The sequence below is a fragment of the Mesorhizobium sp. W067 genome, from assembly GCF_054719525.1.
In genome coordinates this window covers 5739624-5759421 of the sequence record NZ_JBTTII010000001.1, presented here as the reverse complement: position 1 = coordinate 5759421, position 19798 = coordinate 5739624, and the positions used below count along the sequence as shown (strand labels likewise).

Below are 19798 nucleotides of genomic sequence, written 5' to 3'. Positions count from 1 at the left end.
TGGCGCCCCGATCGAAAGCTCGACCTCCCGGGGCAGTTGTTTTCCGCAGCCTTGCGACTGCTGTATTGGTCACTGCAACTGCCGTGCCAGACTGTGCGGCATACCGCAGCCATTGATTTTGTTGGGTATTCGTCCGATCGAGGCTGCTGCCGCTCAACGCAAGTGCGGACATCCGCATGACTCAATTGTGCTTTGTGCGAAATCATGCACAAATAGGGAATGCTGCAACGCCCTGCCGCGGTCCTGTCGCCGACGCCCGAGCAACTCGGCAAACGCGCGCGTCGCGCCTGGCTGCTGTTTGCGGCGATCGCGCTGGTGATCGTTGCCACGGCGCTCACCGGCGCCGGCCTCTACGCGCGCCGCGCCGAGGTCGCGGCACTGGCGGCGCAAGGCCGCACCGATGCCAATCTGAAGGTTGCGTTGCTGCGCGCCGTGCTGGAAAGCCCGCGTGCGCTGCCGCTGCTCTTGTCCGAGGACCAGCAGGTGCATGACGCCCTGCAGAACAAGGGCGCTGTCACGATCGACGTGCTCAACCGCAAGCTCGAAGGGCTGGTCTCCGGCACCAAGGCTTCGGTGCTTTACGTCACCGGCGTCGACGGGTTTGCGATCGCCTCCAGCAACTGGCGCGAAACAACCAGCTTCGTCGGCAACGACTATGGCTTCCGCGCCTATTTCTCCGGCGCCATGCAATCGGGAACGGCCGAATATTTTGCGCTGGGCAACACCAGCAAGCGCCCCGGCCTCTACATTTCGCGTCGCGTCGGCAATGCGGCGGCGCCGCTCGGCGTCGTCGTCGTCAAGATGGAATTCGACCAGCTTGAAGCCGACTGGCATGAGGCCAACCGGCCGGCCTATGTCAGCGACGACCACGGCGTCGTGCTGATCACCAGCGTGCCGTCCTGGCGCTTCATGACCACCGCGCCGCTGGCCGGCCCGGTGGCTGCCGCCATCCGGAGCAGCCAGCAATTCGGCAACGCGCCGCTGATTCCCTTGCCGATCACACGCCCCGAGGCATTGAGCCCTGACGTGTCGATGGTGCATGCGATAACACCGGGCGGCAGCGATGCCGAATATCTCAGGCTTTCGACACTGGTCCAATCGACGCCATGGCGGCTCGATTATCTCGTGCCGGTCGAAGCGCCAATCGCGGCTGCGGTGCGTGAGATGCGGCTGCTGGCGCTGGGCGTCGTGGTGCCGTTGCTGGCGCTGGCTGGCTATCTCCTGTGGCGCCGTCAGTCGGCGCAGATGCGCATCGCTGCCGAACAGGCAGCGCGCATCGAGCTCGAGCGCCGCGTCGTCGAGCGTACGCATGACCTCAGCCTGGCGCGCGACCGGCTGCAGGCCGAGATCACCGATCACCGCAGCACCGAAGCCAAACTGCAGGTCATGCAGCAGGAATTGGTGCAGGCCAACCGTCTTGCTACCCTCGGCCAGGTTGCCGCCGGGGTCGCGCATGAGATCAACCAGCCGGTGGCGACGATCCGCGCCTATGCCGACAATGCGCGTGTGTTCCTGGAGCGCAAGCAGACCGCCTCGGCCGAGGAGAACCTTGGCGCGATTGCCGCGCTGACCGAGCGCATCGGCGGCATCACCGAAGAGTTGAAGGTCTTTGCCCGCAAGGGGCGCACGGCAGCCGAACCGGTCGAACTGCGCGGCGTCATCGAGGGCGCCGTGGTGCTGCTCAGAAGCCGCTTTGCCGGCCGGCTGGACGCGCTCGATATCACACTGCCGCCGGTAACGCTCAAGGTGATGGGCAACCGTCTGCGGCTCGAACAGGTGCTGATCAACCTGTTCCAGAATGCGCTGGAAGCGCTGGACGGTCGCGACGGCGCCAGGGTGGAGGTTTCGGCCCAGGAGACGGCCGACGGCGTGGCGCTTGCCGTCGCCGACAATGGGCCGGGCATTTCGCCTGCCATCCTCAAGTCATTGTTCACGCCGTTCAACACCTCGAAGGAAAAAGGCCTCGGGCTCGGCCTCGTCATCTCGCAGGACATCGTCGCCGACTATGGCGGACGCATCGAGGTGGCGAGCGGCCAGGCCGGCACGCGCTTTACCATTCACCTCGCCAGGGCAGCATGATGGACACCGCACCGGTCGTATTGATCGACGACGACAGCGAATTGCTGAGGGCCACGCGGCAGACGCTGGAACTCGCTGGTTTTTCCGTCTCGGCCTTTGCGGTGGCGGCCGAGGCGCTGGCCGGGCTCGACGCCAATTTTCCCGGCGTGGTGGTGTCCGACATCCGCATGCCCGGCATTGACGGCCTGCAGCTCTTCGACCGCGTCTTGCAGCTTGATGCCGACATTCCGGTAATCCTGGTCACCGGACATGGCGACATCGCGGTTGCGGTCAAGGCGATCAAGGACGGCGCCTACGACTTCATCACCAAGCCGTTCGCCGCCGACCGGCTGGCGCAAAGTGTGGCGCGGGCGGCGGAAAAACGCCGACTGGTGATGGAGAACCGCGCGCTGCGCGAAAGCGCCGAACAGGCGCAGGACGGCCTGCCGCTGATCGGCCAGACGCCGGCGATGGAGCGGCTGCGCCGCACGCTGCGGCAGATCGCCGACACCGATGTCGACGTGCTGGTGACTGGCGAGACCGGCTCCGGCAAGGAGGTGGTGGCGAGCCTGCTGCACCGCTGGAGCCGCCGCGCCAAGGGCAATTTCGTGGCGCTGAATTGCGGCACGCTGCCGGATACGGTGATCGAAAGCGAACTGTTCGGCCATGAGGCCGGCGCCTTCACCGGCGCACAGAAGAAGCGCATCGGCCGCATCGAGCATTCGAGCGGCGGCACGCTGTTTCTCGACGAGATCGAAAGCATGCCGGCCTCGACCCAGGTGCAGATGCTGCGGGTGCTGGAAATGCGCGAGGTGACGCCGCTCGGCACCAATGAAATCCGGCCGGTCGACCTGCGCGTCGTCGCCGCCGCCAAGGTCGATCTCGGCGATGCCAGCCGGCGCGGCGCCTTCCGCGAGGATCTCTACTACCGGCTCAATGTGGTGACGATCTCGATCCCGCCGCTGCGCGAACGCCGCGACGACGTCGCCCTGCTGTTCTTCTACTTCGCAGAGCGTGCAGCCGCCCGCTTCCGCCGGCAAATGCCAGCCGTGCCTGCCTCAGTGCACCGCCATCTGAGCCAGCACGACTGGCCGGGCAATGTGCGTGAACTCGCGCATTTCGCCGAGCGTTTCGTGCTGGGACTCGAGGAAGCGGCGCAAGCGCCACCTTCCGCCCCGGCGGAGCCGGATGACGCCAGCTCACTGCCGGAACGGCTGGAACGCTATGAAGGCAATGTCATCCGCGAGGCGCTTGGCCGCAATGACGGCGATGTCCGGCGCACGATCGAAGCGCTCGGCATTCCGCGCAAGACCTTCTACGACAAGCTGCAGCGGCACGGCATCGTGCGCAGCGATTTTTCCAGGTGATTCATTTTCCAGGCAATTCAGGCGTGTGGACCCGAAAGCAGGGTAGATTTTGTGAACCGGCGCAAAAAAACCGTGGCAAGTCGGCATCAGAAAGTGTTGAAGACCGCATCGGCGGCCTTTGGCACGGCGCGATCCGGTTGCGCTCGGCAGATGTTGATGATTTGTTGCCGGTCAGCGGAGAATGAATGATGCGAGAACCTGTCGGTCAAGATGAATATGGATCGACCAACCCGTTCGATCCGGACGATCTGACGAATTTGAACGCGATCGGCCCGGCCATGGGCGGCGGCAACGACTTCGAGAAATACGCCGTTGCCGTGATCATCGTCTTCGGCGCGCTGATCATTGGCGGGCTGATGGCCGCTTCCATGACCTTTGGTCACCGGAACGGCTTCCTGTTTGCGCTTGGCGGCGCAACCGCGGCCTGGATATCGGGCAATGCGCTGCTCCTCGACCGTCCCCGCATCTACGCGGCGTTCGTCGTGATCGCGGCGCTGATGCTCGTCGGGTCGACGCTTACGCTCGTCCTCTGATCAATCTCTTGTTTTGATCAGTAGCCAATCGCCTCGCCGGATGCGGCGCGGCTGTCGATGGCGCCGTTGTAACGGGCGCCGCCGCCCTTCTCGATTTCCGCCAGGCTCTTGCCGCCGACAAGAATGCCGGCCGCCTGCCCCCAGGTAGAATCCGCGAGATCGAGGTGGTAGCCCATGCCGGCCAGCAGTTTTTCAGTGTCGGGCGACAGGCCGAAGGGTTCGACATAGATCGTGTCGGGCAGCCATTGATGGTGGATGCGCGATGCGTCGATCGCCTCCTGGATGTTCATGCCGTGGTCGATGACGTTGACGATGGCTTCCAGCGTGATGGTGATGATGCGCGAGCCGCCGGGGCTGCCGATAACCATGAACGGCTTGCCGTCCTTGGCGACGATAGTCGGGCTCATCGATGACAGCGGGGTCTTCTTCGGCTGGATGGCATTGGCCTCTCCCTGCACGAGACCGTAGAGGTTGGGCACGCCAGGCTTCTGGGTGAAATCATCCATCTCGTTGTTGAGCAGGATGCCGGTGCCGTCCGCGACCACGCCGGCGCCGAACGAGCCGTTCAGCGTATAAGTGACCGCGACCGCATTGCCGTCATCGTCGATGATCGAATAGTGCGTCGTTTCCTTTGACTCGCCGAAGCCCTTCGGCATCAAATCCTGCGAGACGCCGGCGCGGAACGGGTCGATCTTGTCGCGGATCTCCTTGGCGTAACCCTTGTCGAGCAGTTTCGAGACCGGATTGTCGACGAAATCTGGATCGCCGAGCGCCGAGTTGCGGTCCACATAGGCGTAACGCATCGCCTCGACCATGACATGCACCGTCTCGGCCGAGCCGGCGCCGAGATAGGACAGCGGGTAGCCCTCCAGCACGTTGAGGATTTCGCAGATGATGACGCCGCCGGAGCTTGGCGGCGGCGAGGACGTGATCTCATAGCCCCGATAGGTGCAGCTCACCGGTTGCAGCTCGCGTACCTTATATTGCTCGAAGTCTGAGTTGGCCAGAATGCCGCCCTTGGCGCCGCTCGCCTTGACGATGGCGTCGGCGATGGCGCCTTTGTAGAAGGCGTCGGCGCCTTTTTCGGAGATGGCGGCGAGCGAGGCTGCAAGATCGGGCTGGAGGAGACGCTCGCCGGCGCCATAGGGTTTGCCGTCCGGCTTCAGGAAGATGGCGGCGGCGGCAGGGTCCTTCGCCAGCCGTGCGGCATTGCTCGCGAATGAAGCAGCGTCGCCCTGGTCGAGGATGAAGCCATCCTTGGCATAGGCAATTGCCGGCGCCATCAAATCCTGGCGTGGCAGCGTGCCATATTTTTCACGAGCCATCTCGAACCCTGCCACGGAACCCGGTACGCCGACCGCAAGGTAGCCATCAAGGCTGGCGCCCTTCACCGGATTGCCGTCCTTGTCGAGATACATGGTCTTGGTTGCCGCCAGCGGCGCGCGCTCGCGGAAATCGAGGAAGGTCGATTTGCCGTCCTTGAAGCGGATGGTCATGAACCCGCCACCGCCGATATTGCCGGCATTAGGGTAGACGACGGCGAGCGCATAGCCGACGGCGACCGCCGCATCGACGGCATTGCCGCCCTTCTTCAGCACCTCGACGCCGGCTTCCGACGCCAGATGCTGGGCGGTGACGACCATGCCGTGCTCGCCCTTCGCCGGTTGTGGCGAGGCGGCATGGAGCGCGCCGGATGGCGCGAGCGCAATTGCGAGCGAAAGGGTGACGCCAATCAGCGTCCGGCGGGTCAAGGGCATGGCGGTGCTCCAAGTGCGGTGCCTAGAAGAGCTACATGGAGCGGCCGAGTCCATCATCAATATGAGCGAACACATATTGATGTTCGCCTGCCGGCAGAGGCAAGCTGATCTCCCCCCTGTGGTGGAGATTAGCCAATCTCAAACAATCCCGCCTGAACCGCCCACAACCGCCGGCCGTTCCGCCGCGACCTTCGCCCGGTAGCCCGCCGCGCGATATGCGGCGACTGGATCGATGGCGCCGCCTGTGTTCAGCCGCGCCATGGCAAGGATCGGCTCAACATCGGTGCGGTAGGCAGCTTTCAGCGTCTGCGTCGCCATCAGCGCATCATTGCCGTCTTGGAAACCCTCGAGCGCCTTGCGGTCGACCAGCAGCGCCTGCGCATAGGCGCGCTGCACCTCGACCGCCGACAGCATCAGGCTTTCGATCGGATCGGTGACGTTGTGGCTCTGGTCGAGCATGTGGGCGGGATCGAAACCCTCGGCGCCGGACAGCTCGGCATCGACCAGTTCGTTGAAGACCAGGAACAGCCGATAGGGATCGATCGAGCCGGCATCGAGATCGTCGTCGCCATATTTGGAATCGTTGAAGTGGAAGCCGCCGAGTTTCTTGAACTGGATCAGCCGCGACACGATCATCTCGATGTTGACGTTGGGCGCATGGTGGCCGAGGTCGACCAGGCAGTAGGCCTTGTCGCCCAGCTCCTTGGATATGAGGTAGTTGGTGCCCCAGTCCTGCACGACCGTGGAGTAGAAAGCCGGCTCGTACATTTTGTGTTCGGTGAACAGTTTCCAGTCGGCGGGCAGTCCGGCATAGATCTCCTTCATCGCGTCGAGATAGCGCTCGAAGGCTTTGGCGAAATTGACCTGGCCGGGGAAATTCGAGCCGTCGCCGATCCACACTGTTAGCGCCCTGGACCCCAGCGTCTTGCCGATCTCGATGCATTCCAGATTGTGCTCGACCGCCTGGCGGCGCGTGCCGGCATCGGCATGCGACAGCGACCCGAACTTGTAGGACAGTTTTTGGTCCCTGGCATCCGAGAAGGTGTTGGAATTCATGGCGTCGAAGCCGAGGCCGAAGCGCGAGGCCGCCTGCTTCAGCCGGTTCGGATCGGCCTTGTCCCACGGTATATGCAGCGAGACGGTCGGCGTCGCCTGTGTCAGTTGGCTGATGACGGCGCAGTCCTCGATCTTGTCGAAAATGTCGCGCGGCTCGCCGGCGCCGGGAAAGCGGGCAAACCGCGTGCCGCCTGTTCCGACGCCCCAGGACGGAATGGCGACGGCGAATTTCTCGACCTTGTCGCGGATGGCATCGATGGCGATGCCGCGGCGGTCGAGGCGTTCGCCGAGCGACGCGTAGTCGCGCTCGAGGTCGGGTTTGCGCTGGGCGTTGTGGCTGGAGACGAGATCGGCGGCGATGATGGTTTCGGACAAGTGCTATTCCTCCCAATGCGTTCAGTCAGCGCTGCCCTTCATCCGGCCCTTCGGGCCACCTTCTCCCCGTATAGTGACGGGGAGAAGAGAAGCGCTCCGCCCTTAACTCAGCGCGTAAAGCTCTGCGCGTTGCCGGCGTCGACGTTGATGATGTTGCCGGTGGATTTGGCCGACATGTCGGACGCCAGGAAATAGATCGCTTCGGCGATGTCTTCGGGAAACACCGAGCGCTTCAGCATCGAGCGCGAGCGGTAGTGTTCTTCCAGATCGTCGGTCGACATCTTGTAGGCGGCGGCGCGCTGTTCCTTCCACTCGCCGGTCCAGATCTTCGAACCGCGCAGCACGGCGTCCGGATTGACGACGTTGACCCGGATCTGGGCTTCCGCGCCTTCCAGCGCCAGGCAGCGGGCGAGATGGATTTCGGCCGCCTTGGCGGTGCAATAGGCGGCGGCATTGGGTGACGCGGCAAGACCGTTCTTGGAGGCGACGAAGACGACATTGCCGCCGATCTTCTGGGCCCGGAACAGCCGGAAGGCTTCGCGCGAGACCAGGAAATAGCCGGTCGACAATATGTCCATGTTCTTGTTCCACAGCGCCAGCGTCGTCTCCTCGATCGGCGCCGAGGAGGCGAGGCCTGCGTTGGAGACGAGAATATCAATGCCGCCGAACTCGACGGCTGTCTGGGCGAAGCCGGAAATCACCTGCTCCTCCGCGGTGACGTTGATCAGCACCGGCCGGACGAAGTCCTTGCCATAGGCTTTCGCCAGTTCGTCGTTGGCGTTGGCAAGTGCGGTCTCGTCGATATCGGCCAGCACGACGCAGGCGCCTTCGCGCAGCAGGCGATTGGCGGTGGCGCGGCCGATGCCGCCGGCGCCGCCGGTGACCAGCGCGATTTGGCCGGCGAGCGACTTCGGCTTCGGCATGCGCTGCAGCTTCAAATCCTCGAGCAGCCAGTATTCGATGTCGAAGGCCTCCTGCGCCGGCAGGCCGACATAGGACGAAACGGTCGAGGCCCCGCGCATGACGTTGATGGCGTTGACGTAGAATTCGCCAGAGATGCGGGCGGTGGCCTTGTCGCCGGCGAAGGTGAACATGCCGACGCCGGGCATCAGGTAGACCACGGCGTTGGGGTCACGGATCGGGGGCGAGTCCGGATGCTTGCAGCTGTCGTAATAGGCCTGGTAGCCGACACGGTACTCAGCAATATCGTCGGCGAGGCGCGCAATCACGGCTTCGACGTCGGGCTTCGCTGGGTCGAACTCGATAACCAGCGGGCGGATTTTTGTGCGCAGGAAATGATCCGGGCATGAGGTACCGAGTGCCGCCAGCGGGCGCAAATCCCTGGAGTTGACGAATTCGAGCACGGCGGCGGAATCGTCGAAATGGCCGAGCTTGTGGCTCTTCTCCGAAATCAGGCCGCGGATCCTCGGCATCAGTCTCGCCGCGATGGCGCGGCGCTCAGCGGCGTCTAGCGATTTGACGACTTCGCCGCCGAAGATGGCGAGACCCTCGGAGCGGCGCTCGAACCATTCGATCGCCTGGTTGATGACCGAGATCGTCGTCTCATAGCACTCCTTTGGTGTGTCGCCCCAGGTGAACAAGCCGTGGCTTTCGAGGATGACGCCCTTGGCCTCGGGGTGTTCGACGCAGAATTTCTCCAGCCAGAGGCCAAGTTCGAAGCCCGGCCGCTTCCACGGCAGCCAGCCGATGGCGTCACCGAATATCTCCTTGGTCAACGCCTTGGAATCCTTGGCCGCGGCAATCGCGATAATGGCATCGGGATGCATGTGATCGACGAACGGCTTCGGCACATAGGCGTGCAGCGGCGTGTCGATCGAGGCCGCGCGCGGGTTGAGATTGAAGGTGCAGTGGGGAAGATAGCCCACCATGTCGTCCTCATGCGCGACGCCGCGATAAAGGCCTTTCAGCGCCTGCAGTTTGTCCATGTAAAGCGTGGCGAAACCGTCCAGCTTGATCGAGGCGCTGTCGCCGCCCGAGCCCTTGACCCATAGCACTTCGACTTCGGCGCCAGAGAGCGGGTCCTTCTGCCGGATCTTGGACGAGGTGTTGCCGCCGCCATAATTGGTGACACGCTTGTCGGAGCCGAGCGTGTTGGAGCGATAGACCAGAAGCTCAGGCTCGCTCAGCCCCTTGGCTTTAGCATCGTCCCAAAGGTTGGCAAGGCGCGAGCCGGAGCGCTTGTCGAGCATGATTATCCTCCCTGGGACGCAAAAGGCGCGGTCCATTTTGCCGGAAATGTCTACGCAAGCATCTCGGTTGTCAATCATAAACGATCAAGATCGATCATATTGCACTGCACAATGAAATTATATGAGCGGAAATGATTGACACTGGTGGTTTTCTAGTGCCTCATGACCATGCAGGGAGGAACCATGCACGAAAAAGAGCGCCACAGGATCATTCTGTCCGCCGTCCAGGAAAAGCCTGTGGTGACGGTGCAGGAGATGGTCGACCTGACGGACTCCTCCGAGGCGACGATCCGGCGCGATATCGCGGCTCTTCATGTGCAAAAGCGCCTGCGTCGCGTGCGTGGCGGCGCCGAGGCGATCTCGCCACCGCAGTTCATCGGCCTCGCCGGCCGGCCCTTTTCCGTCAACGAAACGCTTAACGCTTCGCAGAAGCGCGCGATTGCGCGCGAAGCGGTGGAGCTGTGCAAGGACGGCGAACCGATCATCATCAATGGCGGCACCACCACCTTCCAGATGGTGCATTTCCTGACCGGACGCCGCATGCCGATCTTCACCAATTCGTTCCCCATCGCCGAGCACCTGCTCAAGCATTCGAAGAACACCGTCATGCTGTCGGGCGGCACCATCTACCGCGAGCAGAACATCATCCTCTCGCCCTTCGACAATGACGTGACGCGCAATTTCTACGCGCGCCGCATGTTCATGGGCGCTCAAGGGCTCGGGCCGCTTGGCCTGATGGAAGGCGACCCGCTGCTGATCCAGGCGGAGCAGAAACTGATCGACCAGGCCGACGAACTGGTGGTGCTGGTCGACTCATCGAAATTCCGCCAGCGCTCGAGCCTGATCCTGTGCGGGCTCAAGCGCATCGCCACCGTCATCACCGATGACGGCATCGAGGATCGCGAAGCCAACATGCTGGAGGCCGCGGGTGTGACGCTGATCGTCGCCCGCAAGTCGGCAAAGGAAGAATCCTCGCTGCAGGCCTGAGGCCAACCGCAGCGACGATGGAATGCAACGCTCAAGGGAGGAAATACGATGAGCTTTCTGAAGAAATTGATGGTGACGGCCGCGTTCTCGGCCGCCATGTTCGTGAATGCCGCCTATGCCGAGAACGTCAAGATCGCGCTGGTGGTGAAGTCGCTCGGCAACGGCTTCTTCGACGCCGCCAACAAGGGCGCCGAAGAGGCGGCCAAGGAACTCGGCGATGTCGACATCATCTACACCGGCCCGACCAAGGCGACCGCCGAAGCGCAGATCGAAGTGGTCAATTCGCTGATCGCGCAGAAGGTCAACGCCATTGCGATTTCGGCCAATGACGCCGACGCGCTGGTGCCGGTGCTGAAGAAGGCCATGGAGCGCGGCATCACCGTCATCTCGTGGGATTCGGGCGTCGCCAAGGAAGGCCGCCAGCTGCATCTCAACCCGTCCGACACCGGCCTGATCGGCGAGACCATCATCAAGCTGGCCGCCGACTATCTGCCGGAAGGCGGCGAAGTCGCCATTCTGTCGGCTTCGTCGACCGCGACCAACCAGAACGCCTGGATCGACGCGGCCAAGAAGATCCTGCCGGAGAAATTCCCCAAGATCAAACTCGTCGCCACCGTCTACGGCGATGACGATTCGGCCAAGAGCACCGACGAAGCCAAGGGCCTGCTGAAATCCTATCCGAACCTCAAGGCGATCATCGCGCCGACCACCGTCGGCGTCGTTGCCGCTGCCCAGGTCGTCACCGACGCGAACCTGATCGGCAAGGTCAATGTCACGGGTCTGGCGCTGCCGTCGGAGTTCAAGAAGTTCATCGACAACGGTTCCAGCCAGGCGGTTGCCCTCTGGAATCCGATCGACCTCGGCTATTCCGCCGTCTACCTCGCTCATGATCTGGCGGTGAAGAAGGAAGAGGCAAAGCCGGGCGCAACGCTGTCGATCGGCCGCGTCGGCAAGGTCACGCTCGATGACAGCAACTCGGCTGCGATGGCTCCGCCCTTCCAGTTCGACAAGTCCAACATCGAAAAGTTCTCCAAGATCTATTGATCTCGGACGTCTCGGACCAAGCGCGGCGGGACCAAAATCCCGCCGCGACTTTAAACGGACCTTGTTTCAGGGCTTGATACGGATATGGACACGACAGCCCAGCACGGCATTGCGAAGGAGGAGCCCACGGGTCCTGCCCCGCGCCTGACGCTGTCCGGCGTCTCCAAAAGCTTTCCCGGCGTGCGCGCGCTGCACAATGTCAGCCTGTCGCTTTACCCCGGCCAGGTTACGGCGCTGATCGGTGAAAACGGTGCCGGCAAGTCGACGCTGGTCAAGATCATGACCGGCATCTACCAGCCCGACGCCGGCACGATCAGCATTGACGGCCAGGCCGTCACCCTGCCCAGCGCGCATGCCGCCTTCGGCCACGGCGTCACCGCCATTCATCAGGAAACCGTGCTGTTCGACGATCTGAGCGTCGCCGAAAACATTTTTCTCGGCCATGCGCCGCGCACGCGGCTAGGCACCATCGACTGGCGCACCATGCGAAAACACGCGCGCGAAGTGCTCGACACCATGCATGCCGGCCATATCAACGCCGATGCGCGGCTGAAAGACCTCGGCATCGCCAACAAGCATCTGGTAGCGGTTGCTCGCGCGATGTCGATCGATGCGCAGATCGTCATCATGGATGAGCCGACCGCAGCCCTTTCGATGAAGGAGATCGAGGAGCTTTTCCTGCTGATCGAATTCCTCAAGGAGGAAGGCAAGGCGATCCTGTTCATCAGCCACAAGTTCGACGAGATCTATCGGATCGCCGATCGCTACACCGTGTTCCGCGACGGCGAGATGGTTGGCGAGGGCCTTATCAAGGATACCGGCCAGAGCCAGATCGTGCGCATGATGGTCGGCCGCTCGGTCGATCACATCTTTCCGCAACGCAAGGCCGAGATCGGCGCGCCGGTGCTGTCGGTCGCTGGCCTTTCGCACCCGACCGAATTCAACGACATCGGCTTCGAACTGCACAAGGGCGAGATCCTCGGTTTCTACGGCCTTGTCGGCGCCGGGCGGTCAGAGGTGATGCAGGCGATATCGGGCATCACCCGCATATCGGGTGGAACGATCACGCTGGAAGGCAAGACGATCACGCCGAAATCGGCGGCGGATTCCATCGAAGCCGGCATCGTCTATGTGCCGGAAGAGCGCGGCAAGCTGGGCGTGGTGATCGGCCTGCCGATCTTCCAGAATGTCTCGCTGCCTTCGCTGAAGCGCACCTCCAAATCCGGCCTGCTGCGATTGTCGGAAGAATTCGCGCTCGCCCGCTCCTACACCGAGCGGCTTGACCTCAGGGCCTCCTCGCTCAGCCAGGATGTCGGCACGCTGTCGGGCGGCAACCAACAGAAGATCGTCATCGCCAAATGGCTGGCGACGGCGCCCAAGGTGATCATCCTGGATGAGCCGACCAAGGGCATCGACATCGGCTCCAAGGCCGCCGTCCACGGCTTCATGGCCGAGCTCGTCGCGCAGGGCCTGTCGGTGATCATGGTGTCGTCGGAACTGCCGGAGATTCTGGGCATGTCCGACCGCGTCGTCGTCATGCGCGAAGGGCTGGTTGCGGCGGTCTACGATAATAAGGGGCTGGACGCCGAAACGCTGGTCCGGACGGCAGCGGGGATCGCGGCATGAAGGCTCTCCTGAAATTCCGCGAGATCTGGCTGGCAGCGGCGATCGTCGCTTTGATTGCTCTGATCTCGACGCGCTTCCCGGCCTTTGCCGACCCCGGCAATCTCGCCCAGGTGTTCAACGACACCTCGATCCTGATGATCCTGGCGCTGGGACAGATGGTCGTCATCCTGACCCGCTCGATCGACCTGTCGATGGCCTCCAACCTGTGCTTCACCGGCATGGTGGTGGCGATGCTGAACGCCGCGCATCCGGCGATCCCGATCCCGCTGCTGATCGTCATTGCGCTGGCCGTCGGACTGGTGCTCGGCGCCATCAACGGCCTGCTGGTGTGGCGGCTGAACATCCCTTCGATCGTGGTGACATTGGGCACGCTCACCATCTATCGCGGCGCCACCTTCGTCCTGTCCGGCGGCGCATGGGTCAACGCCGACAAGATGAGCCCTGAGTTCATCGGCTTCCAGCGCGCAGCTTTCCTGGGCATTCCGGTTCTGTCCTGGATCGCCATACTGGTCATCGCGCTGTTCTTCGTGGTGATGACGCGAACCGCGCTTGGCCGTTCGATCTATGCCATCGGCGTCAACCCGACGGCGTCGGTCTATGCCGGCATCGATGTCGGCCGAACCAAATTCATCGTCTTCTGCATTTCCGGCATGATCGGCGGGCTCGCCGGTTATCTCTGGATTTCTCGTTATGTCATCGCCTCGGTCGAGGTCGCCAACGGCTATGAACTCAACATCATCGCCGCCTGCGTCATCGGCGGCATTTCGATTGCCGGCGGCATCGGCTCGGTCGGGGGCGCGGTGTTAGGGGCGCTGTTCCTCGGCATCATTTCCAACGCGCTGCCCGTCATCAACATCTCGCCCTTCTGGCAGATGGCGATTTCAGGCAGCGCCATCATCCTGGCCGTCGTGCTCAACGCGCGTGGCGAACGTCAGCAGGGGCGGATTATCCTGAGGAAAGCGGAAGCGGCATGACCGACACCCCCGCCCCGCGCCACATTCCCGACCGGCTCGACAAGCCGCTCTCCTCGGCGATCTTTTCCTGGGAGGCGCTGCTGGTCGTCGTGGCGGTCGCCATCTTCGCCATCAACAGTTTCGCCTCGCCCTATTTCCTCGACGCCTACTCCCTGTCGGATCTGACTTTCAATTTCACCGAGAAAGGCCTGATCGCCTTCGCGATGGCGCTGCTGATCATTTCGGGCGAGATCGACCTGTCGGTCGCCGCCATCATAGCGCTCGCCTCGACCATGATGGGCATGGCTGTGCAGGCCGGCGCCGACACGCCGGTGCTGGTGGCTATCGGCATCGTCGTCGGGCTCGGTTGCGGCGCCTTCAACGGGCTCCTGGTGACAAGGCTCGGCCTGCCCTCCATCGTCGTCACCATCGGCACGATGAGCCTGTTTCGCGGCATCGCCTTCATCATCCTGGGCGATCAGGCCTACAAAGGCTATCCCGAGAGTTTTGCTTTCTTGGGCCAGGGTTACGTCTGGTGGGTGGTGTCGTTCGAACTGGTGCTCTTCCTCCTCGCGGCCGTCGCCTACTGGTTCCTGCTGCATCGCACCAGCTTCGGCCGCCGTGTCTTTGCCATCGGCAACAATCCGGTCGCGGCACAGTTTTCCGGCGTTCGCGTCGGCCGCATCAAATTCATCCTGTTTTGCATGACCGGACTGATGGCGGGCATCGCCTCGGTGCTGATCACCTCGCGGCTCGGCTCGACGCGGCCGTCCATCGCGCAGGGCTACGAGCTTGAGGTCATCACCATGGTGGTGCTGGGCGGCGTCAGCATTCTGGGCGGCTCCGGCAGCATTGTTGGCGTCGTGCTCGCCGCCTTTATCATGGGGCTGGTGACCTTCGGCCTCGGCCTGCTCAACGTGCCCGGCATCGTCATGTCGATCTTCATCGGCCTGCTCTTGATCTTCGTCATCGCGCTGCCGATCGTCTGGCGACAGCTGCGTGGTAACAGCTGATGCCTGAGAAATACGCCTTCAAGATGCAGCTCAAACCCGGCATGAAAGCCGAGTACAAAAAGCGCCACGATGAGATCTGGCCGTCGCTGGTGGCGCTGCTGAGAGAGGCCGGCGTCGCCGATTATTCGATCCATCTCGATGAAGACACCAACATCCTGTTCGGCGTGCTGTGGCGGCGGGACGACCATGGCATGGCCGACCTGCCGAAGCATCCGGTGATGCAGCGCTGGTGGGCGCACATGGCCGACATCATGGAGACCAGGCCGGACAACCAACCGGTGGCCATCCCCCTGGAAACAATGTTCCATATGGCATGAGTGCGCTGCGCCACATCGCCGTCATCGACATCGGCAAGACCAACGCCAAGGTGGCGCTGGTCGATCTCGTCACGCTGAGCGAGGTGGGGTTGCGCCGCATGGCGAACGCGCCGCTGCGACAAGCGCCCTATCCGCATCACGATGTCGAGGCGCTGTGGACGTTTATCCTCAACAGCCTTGCCAGCCTCGACCGCGAACAGCGTATCGACGCGATTTCGATCACCACGCATGGTGCGACCGGCGTGCTGGTCGACGCCTCGGGCGAGCTGGTGCTGCCTGTCCTAGACTATGAGTTCGATGGCCCCGACAGGTTGGCGGCTGAGTATGATGCTGTTCGTCCGCCCTTCGCCGAAACCGGTACACCGCGCCTGCCGGTCGGTCTCAATCTCGGCGCGCAGTTATTCTGGCAGCAGAAGCGTTTTACGGTCGAGTTCGCCAGGGTCGCCGCGATGCTGATGTATCCGCAATACTGGGCCTTGCGCCTGACCGGCGTTGCCGCCAACGAGGTGACCTCGCTCGGCTGCCACACCGATCTGTGGAGCCCTTGGGAGGCGGACTTTTCCTCGATGGTCGACAGACTGGATTGGCGCAGGCTGATGGCGCCCGTGCGGCCGGCCAGGGACCAGCTCGGCCCGATCCTGCCGGCGCTTGCCGCGCGCACCGGGCTCGATCCGCAGACCCCGGTTTTCTGCGGACTGCACGATTCCAACGCCTCCCTATTGCCGCATCTTCTGTCCGACGAGCCGCCCTTCTCGGTCGTCTCGACCGGCACCTGGGTGGTATCGATGGCGGTCGGCGGCAGAGAGATTGCGCTCGATGCTGCGCGCGACACGCTGGTCAATGTCAGCGCGCTGGGCGACCCCGTGCCCTCGGCGCGTTTCATGGGTGGCCGTGAGTTTTCCCAGCTGACCAAGGACAAGCCGCAGGACTGCAGCGGCAGCGAGGTGCTGGCCGTTCTGACAAAAAAGATGCTGCTTTTGCCTTCTACCCAGCAGGGATCGGGACCGTTCCCGCACCATGCCGCGGCATGGCTTGGTGCCGAGGGCATCAGCAAAGGCGAGCGGTTCGCCGCCATCTCCTTCTATCTGGCGCTGATGACGGCGACCTGCCTTGAGCTGATCGGCGCCGACGGCCCGACCACCGTGGAAGGACCGTTTGCCCGCAACCGGCTCTTTGTCGGCATGCTGGCGGCAGCGACCGCGCGCATCGTCATCGCCTCCGAGGCGGCCACCGGCACCAGCATCGGCGCGGCACTGCTCGCATCCCATCAGTCAGTGACGCACGGCAAGGGCGAAAGAATTGAGCCGCAGACCGACCCGGTCTGGGCGGCCTATGTCACCGCGTGGCGCGCGGCAGTCGACGCGCAAGGCTGATCACAAAATCCGCTTGCCAAAGGCCGACATGACGAAGTTGACGGCGTCGGCGCCGATCCGCGGCTCCAGACCGGCGGTCAGCCCGGAAACATCCATCGACAGCAGACCGCCGGACAGCGAGATCGCCTCCATTGCCTGATGCGTCTCGCGCACCGTCAGCCCGCCCGAGCCCGCAGCCCAGCCGGTAAATTCGGTCGCCGTCGGCGAATAGCTGAGATGGAAGCCTTGCGTGCCCGAGGTGGCGATGCGGATCGCCTCGTGCATGAGGTCGCGCATGCCCATGGCGTCGATGTCGGTCATGGTGAAGGCCGAGACACGCGAATCCTTGAGCACCCTTGCCTCCGCCGGATCGGCATGGCGCAGGCCGACGATGACGACATTTTCCGGCGACAGCTGCGGCTGCAGTGCGCAGGGCTTGTGATCGAGGCCGAGCGCGCGGGCCAGCACCGAGACTTCAGGCATGTCTTTGGCCTCCTCGTCCTCGGGCATCAGGGCGGCGATGGAATCGATCCAGATCAGGCCGAAGGAATGCGTCGCGCGCGCCGTTGCGGTCAGCGCCTTGTGGGCGATACGGCGATCGGCGCCGGCAGCGAGCCGGATCAAGCCCGAGGGCGGCCGCTCGACGTCGGCGAGTTCGACCACGTCGAAATTCATCGCCTCCAGACGCGCGCCGGTTCCCTCGCGGGCGATAATCCCGCCGGCTTCCGGTTCGGCCGAGATCGACACCATCTTGCGGCCGGAGAAATCCGCGACGTCGTGCATCGGCGCCTTCTCGACATATTCCGAGGTCATCGCCAGAAGCATGGCGCCATACTTCATGCGGAAGGCGACACGGTCGCCGACGGTAGGTCGCGGATCGGCATCCTGCACATCGAGCAGCAGATGGTCGCTGGAAGCGCCGAGCACCCTCACTCCCTTGGCGATCGGCGTCAGCCCTTCGACCAGCACGTCCTCGCGGCCTATATTGGCGATGGCGCGCAGCCGGTCGCCCTCGTCGGCGAAGACCGGCTGGTTGCCGAAGGCGTCGTAGCCGGATGTGCCGATCGGCCGCGAAGGCTTGAGTTTGACCTCGATGATGTCGCTGGTCAGCCGGCAGGCATCGGGTTCGAGTTCGGGCCACGGCACGTCGCGAAAGGTTTCGACACCGCCTTGCAGGATCGCCTCGCCCACGCGCAGATTGTTGATGCCGGGCGGCAGCTTGCCTTCGAGCAGCAGCGTCAGCGACGACGAGGCGCCGCCGGAAATGAAGTCGAGGCTTTTGCCGGACAGGCGCTCGGTCTTGTAGGCATGGGCGACGAGTTGGCCAAGGTTCTCCGGCGTCGGCATTATGGCGCCGAAGCAGCCGAGATTGGTGCCGATGCCGGCGATGCGCACGCCCTTGAATTCCAGGATCTGCTCGACGGTGGGGATCAGGTCGCTTGGCCAGATGCCTTCGCGGAGATCGCCGAGATCGATCATCAGCATGATATCGTGGACGCGGCCCATGCGCTCGGCAATGCGCGATATCTCGCGGATGGTGGTCAGTTCCGACTGCAGGCTGATGTCGACGGTGCGCACGACCTCCTCGACGCGCGCCATGGGCGGGCTGCGCAGCAGCATGACCGGCGCATTGATGCCGCTGTCGCGCAGCCGCCGAATGTTCTCAAAACGCGATTCCGCGATGCCGGCAACACCGCCGCGCAGCATGGCCCGCGCCACCTGCGGCATGCCGCATGTGCCCTTGGTGACACCGAATACCTTGATATCAGACAATGCGCAGCGTTCGACGATGGTGCGGGCGTTGCGCTCGATGCGGCCAAGGTCGATAGCGACTTGCGGTCCCGACATCGCTCAGCTCCCGTAGACCAGCCCTTGGGGGTCGATCTCCGGCTTGCGGCCGGCGACGAGGTCGGCCAGGAACTTGCCCGAGCCGCAGGCCATGGTCCAGCCGACATGGCCGTGGCCGGTGTCGAGGTAAAGGTTCTTGTATTTCGCCTTGCCGATGACCGGCACCGAGTTGGGCATCATCGGCCGCAGACCTGCCCACAACAGCGCCTTCTTCTCGTCGAAAGCGCCGGGGAAAAGGTCTTTGCCGGTGCTCAGCATGGACTTGAAGTCGCTGGGCTTGAAGCTGCGGTCGAAGCCGGTGAACTCGGCTGTCGAGGACATGCGCAGGCGGTTTCCGAGCCTGGAGTAGCCAACCAGCCGGTCCTCGTCGGCGCCGCCCATGGTCGGTCCCTTGCTCTCGTCCTCCAGCGGGATGGTCGCGCTATAGCCTTTAACTGGATAGACGGGCAGGTCGATACCGTAGCGGCGACCGATCAGGCCGCTCTCGGGGCCCATGGCGATGACGACGGCGTCGCCCGTCACCGGGCCGGCCGATGTCATGACCGCACGCACCCAGTCGCCCTCTATGTCGAGCCCCTCGATCGTGGTGTCGAACAGGAATCTGACGCCAAGCTTTTCGGCCGCATAGGCGGCCAGCCCATCGACGAATATCCTGGAATCCCCGGTCTGGTCGATCGGCGAATAAACGCCGCCGGCGATCTTTTCCTTCACGCCCGCGAGCCCGGGCTCAAGTTCGACCAGCCGGTCGCGGCCCACTATCTCGATCGGCAGGCCATGCTTCGCCAGAAACTGGTAGTTGTCGGTGCCGGTGTCGAGGCTGTGCTGCGAGCGGAAGAAATAAAGAATGCCCTTCTTGCGCTCGTCATAGTGGATGCCGGTGGCGTCGGAGAGCGCGTTGATGCAGTCGCGCGAATAGAGCGCCAGGCGCAGTTTGACCTGGCTGTTGGCGCGCAGCCGGGCCACGGTGCACTGGCGCAGGAAACGCAGGCTCCAGGCGAGGAAATAAGGATCGAAGCGCAGCCTGACCTTGATGCCGAGATCATGGTTCCAGAGAGCGCGCAGGAAGGTCTTCAGCGCCGCCGGCGAGGCCCAGGCGGTGGCGTCGCCCGGCGACACCAGACCGGCATTGGACTGGCTGGTGCCGCGCGCCGGCGCCGGATGGCGCTCGATCACGGTGACCTCATGGCCGTCGGCGGCCAGATAATACGCGGCCGCGGTACCGACAACACCGGCTCCAAGCACCGTTATCTTCATGCCACCCCCTCTTCGCGGCGCAGCGCCTCCACGCCGCATCGCCAATGC

The 19798-nt window shown here is 63.5% G+C and carries 15 protein-coding genes; 10 read left to right on the top strand and 5 right to left on the bottom strand.

Going from position 1 to position 19798, the window contains the following annotated elements; translation table 11 throughout:
* The first annotated feature begins 219 nt into the window (after nt 1-219).
* The 3 genes from ACYG97_RS27980 (at nt 220) to ACYG97_RS27970 (ending at nt 3958) form a co-directional block, all read left to right on the top strand.
* A complete protein-coding gene (locus ACYG97_RS27980; RefSeq protein WP_023732395.1) occupies nt 220-2079 on the top strand; it encodes a sensor histidine kinase in 1860 nt (619 codons plus the stop codon).
* On the top strand, nt 2076-3425 hold the full coding sequence (locus ACYG97_RS27975) for a sigma-54-dependent transcriptional regulator (RefSeq protein ID WP_023732396.1): 1350 nt from the start codon (nt 2076-2078) through the stop codon (nt 3423-3425). Before ACYG97_RS27980 ends, ACYG97_RS27975 begins: the two co-directional genes overlap by 4 nt.
* 185 nt (nt 3426-3610) lie before the next feature.
* Nucleotides 3611-3958 (top strand): hypothetical protein, encoded by a 348-nt coding sequence (locus tag ACYG97_RS27970; protein WP_032885862.1) that lies wholly within the window; start codon nt 3611-3613, stop codon nt 3956-3958.
* A gap of 17 nt (nt 3959-3975) precedes the next feature.
* Here the strand turns inward: ACYG97_RS27970 and ggt are convergent, their stop codons facing one another.
* The 3 genes from ggt to ACYG97_RS27955 all read right to left on the bottom strand — a co-directional run bounded on the left by ggt (nt 3976) and on the right by ACYG97_RS27955 (nt 9356).
* On the bottom strand, nt 3976-5715 hold the full coding sequence (gene ggt, locus ACYG97_RS27965) for a gamma-glutamyltransferase (protein ID WP_023711389.1): 1740 nt from the start codon (nt 5713-5715) through the stop codon (nt 3976-3978).
* A 138-nt stretch (nt 5716-5853) separates the two neighbouring features.
* On the bottom strand, nt 5854-7146 hold the full coding sequence (gene rhaI, locus ACYG97_RS27960; RefSeq protein ID WP_023669664.1) for an L-rhamnose catabolism isomerase: 1293 nt from the start codon (nt 7144-7146) through the stop codon (nt 5854-5856).
* A 107-nt stretch (nt 7147-7253) separates the two neighbouring features.
* Nucleotides 7254-9356: a bifunctional rhamnulose-1-phosphate aldolase/short-chain dehydrogenase gene (locus ACYG97_RS27955; RefSeq protein WP_023732397.1), complete on the bottom strand. Its 2103-nt coding sequence runs from the start codon at nt 9354-9356 to the stop codon at nt 7254-7256.
* A gap of 183 nt (nt 9357-9539) precedes the next feature.
* Between ACYG97_RS27955 and ACYG97_RS27950 the strand changes: the two genes are divergently transcribed.
* The 7 genes from ACYG97_RS27950 (at nt 9540) to ACYG97_RS27920 (ending at nt 16669) form a co-directional block, all read left to right on the top strand.
* On the top strand, nt 9540-10343 hold the full coding sequence (locus ACYG97_RS27950) for a DeoR/GlpR family DNA-binding transcription regulator (protein WP_023669662.1): 804 nt from the start codon (nt 9540-9542) through the stop codon (nt 10341-10343).
* Nucleotides 10344-10391: 48 nt separating this feature from the next.
* Nucleotides 10392-11387 carry a rhamnose ABC transporter substrate-binding protein gene (gene rhaS, locus ACYG97_RS27945; protein WP_023669661.1) on the top strand — a complete coding sequence of 332 codons (996 nt, stop codon included), beginning with the start codon at nt 10392-10394 and terminating at the stop codon, nt 11385-11387.
* Between the two features lie 84 nt (nt 11388-11471).
* Nucleotides 11472-13013 (top strand): sugar ABC transporter ATP-binding protein, encoded by a 1542-nt coding sequence (locus ACYG97_RS27940; RefSeq protein WP_023732398.1) that lies wholly within the window; start codon nt 11472-11474, stop codon nt 13011-13013.
* A complete protein-coding gene (locus ACYG97_RS27935; RefSeq protein ID WP_023699531.1) occupies nt 13010-13987 on the top strand; it encodes an ABC transporter permease in 978 nt (325 codons plus the stop codon). The genes ACYG97_RS27940 and ACYG97_RS27935 overlap by 4 nt, the downstream gene beginning before the upstream one ends.
* The gene (locus ACYG97_RS27930; RefSeq protein ID WP_023699530.1) at nt 13984-14979 is read left to right on the top strand and encodes an ABC transporter permease; all 996 of its coding nucleotides are present in this window, start codon (nt 13984-13986) and stop codon (nt 14977-14979) included. The genes ACYG97_RS27935 and ACYG97_RS27930 overlap by 4 nt, the downstream gene beginning before the upstream one ends.
* Nucleotides 14979-15296 carry an L-rhamnose mutarotase gene (gene rhaM / locus ACYG97_RS27925; RefSeq protein WP_023681927.1) on the top strand — a complete coding sequence of 106 codons (318 nt, stop codon included), beginning with the start codon at nt 14979-14981 and terminating at the stop codon, nt 15294-15296. Before ACYG97_RS27930 ends, rhaM begins: the two co-directional genes overlap by 1 nt.
* Nucleotides 15293-16669, top strand: a complete 1377-nt coding sequence (locus ACYG97_RS27920) for an FGGY-family carbohydrate kinase (protein WP_023732399.1) — start codon at nt 15293-15295, stop codon at nt 16667-16669. The genes rhaM and ACYG97_RS27920 overlap by 4 nt, the downstream gene beginning before the upstream one ends.
* Here the strand turns inward: ACYG97_RS27920 and ACYG97_RS27915 are convergent, their stop codons facing one another.
* Both ACYG97_RS27915 and ACYG97_RS27910 read right to left on the bottom strand, forming a co-directional pair.
* Nucleotides 16670-18496 carry an alanine racemase gene (locus ACYG97_RS27915; protein WP_023732400.1) on the bottom strand — a complete coding sequence of 609 codons (1827 nt, stop codon included), beginning with the start codon at nt 18494-18496 and terminating at the stop codon, nt 16670-16672.
* A 3-nt stretch (nt 18497-18499) separates the two neighbouring features.
* Entirely contained in the window at nt 18500-19750 is a 1251-nt protein-coding gene (locus tag ACYG97_RS27910) for a D-amino acid dehydrogenase (RefSeq protein ID WP_023696678.1), read from the bottom strand.
* Between the last annotated feature and the right edge of the window lie 48 nt (nt 19751-19798).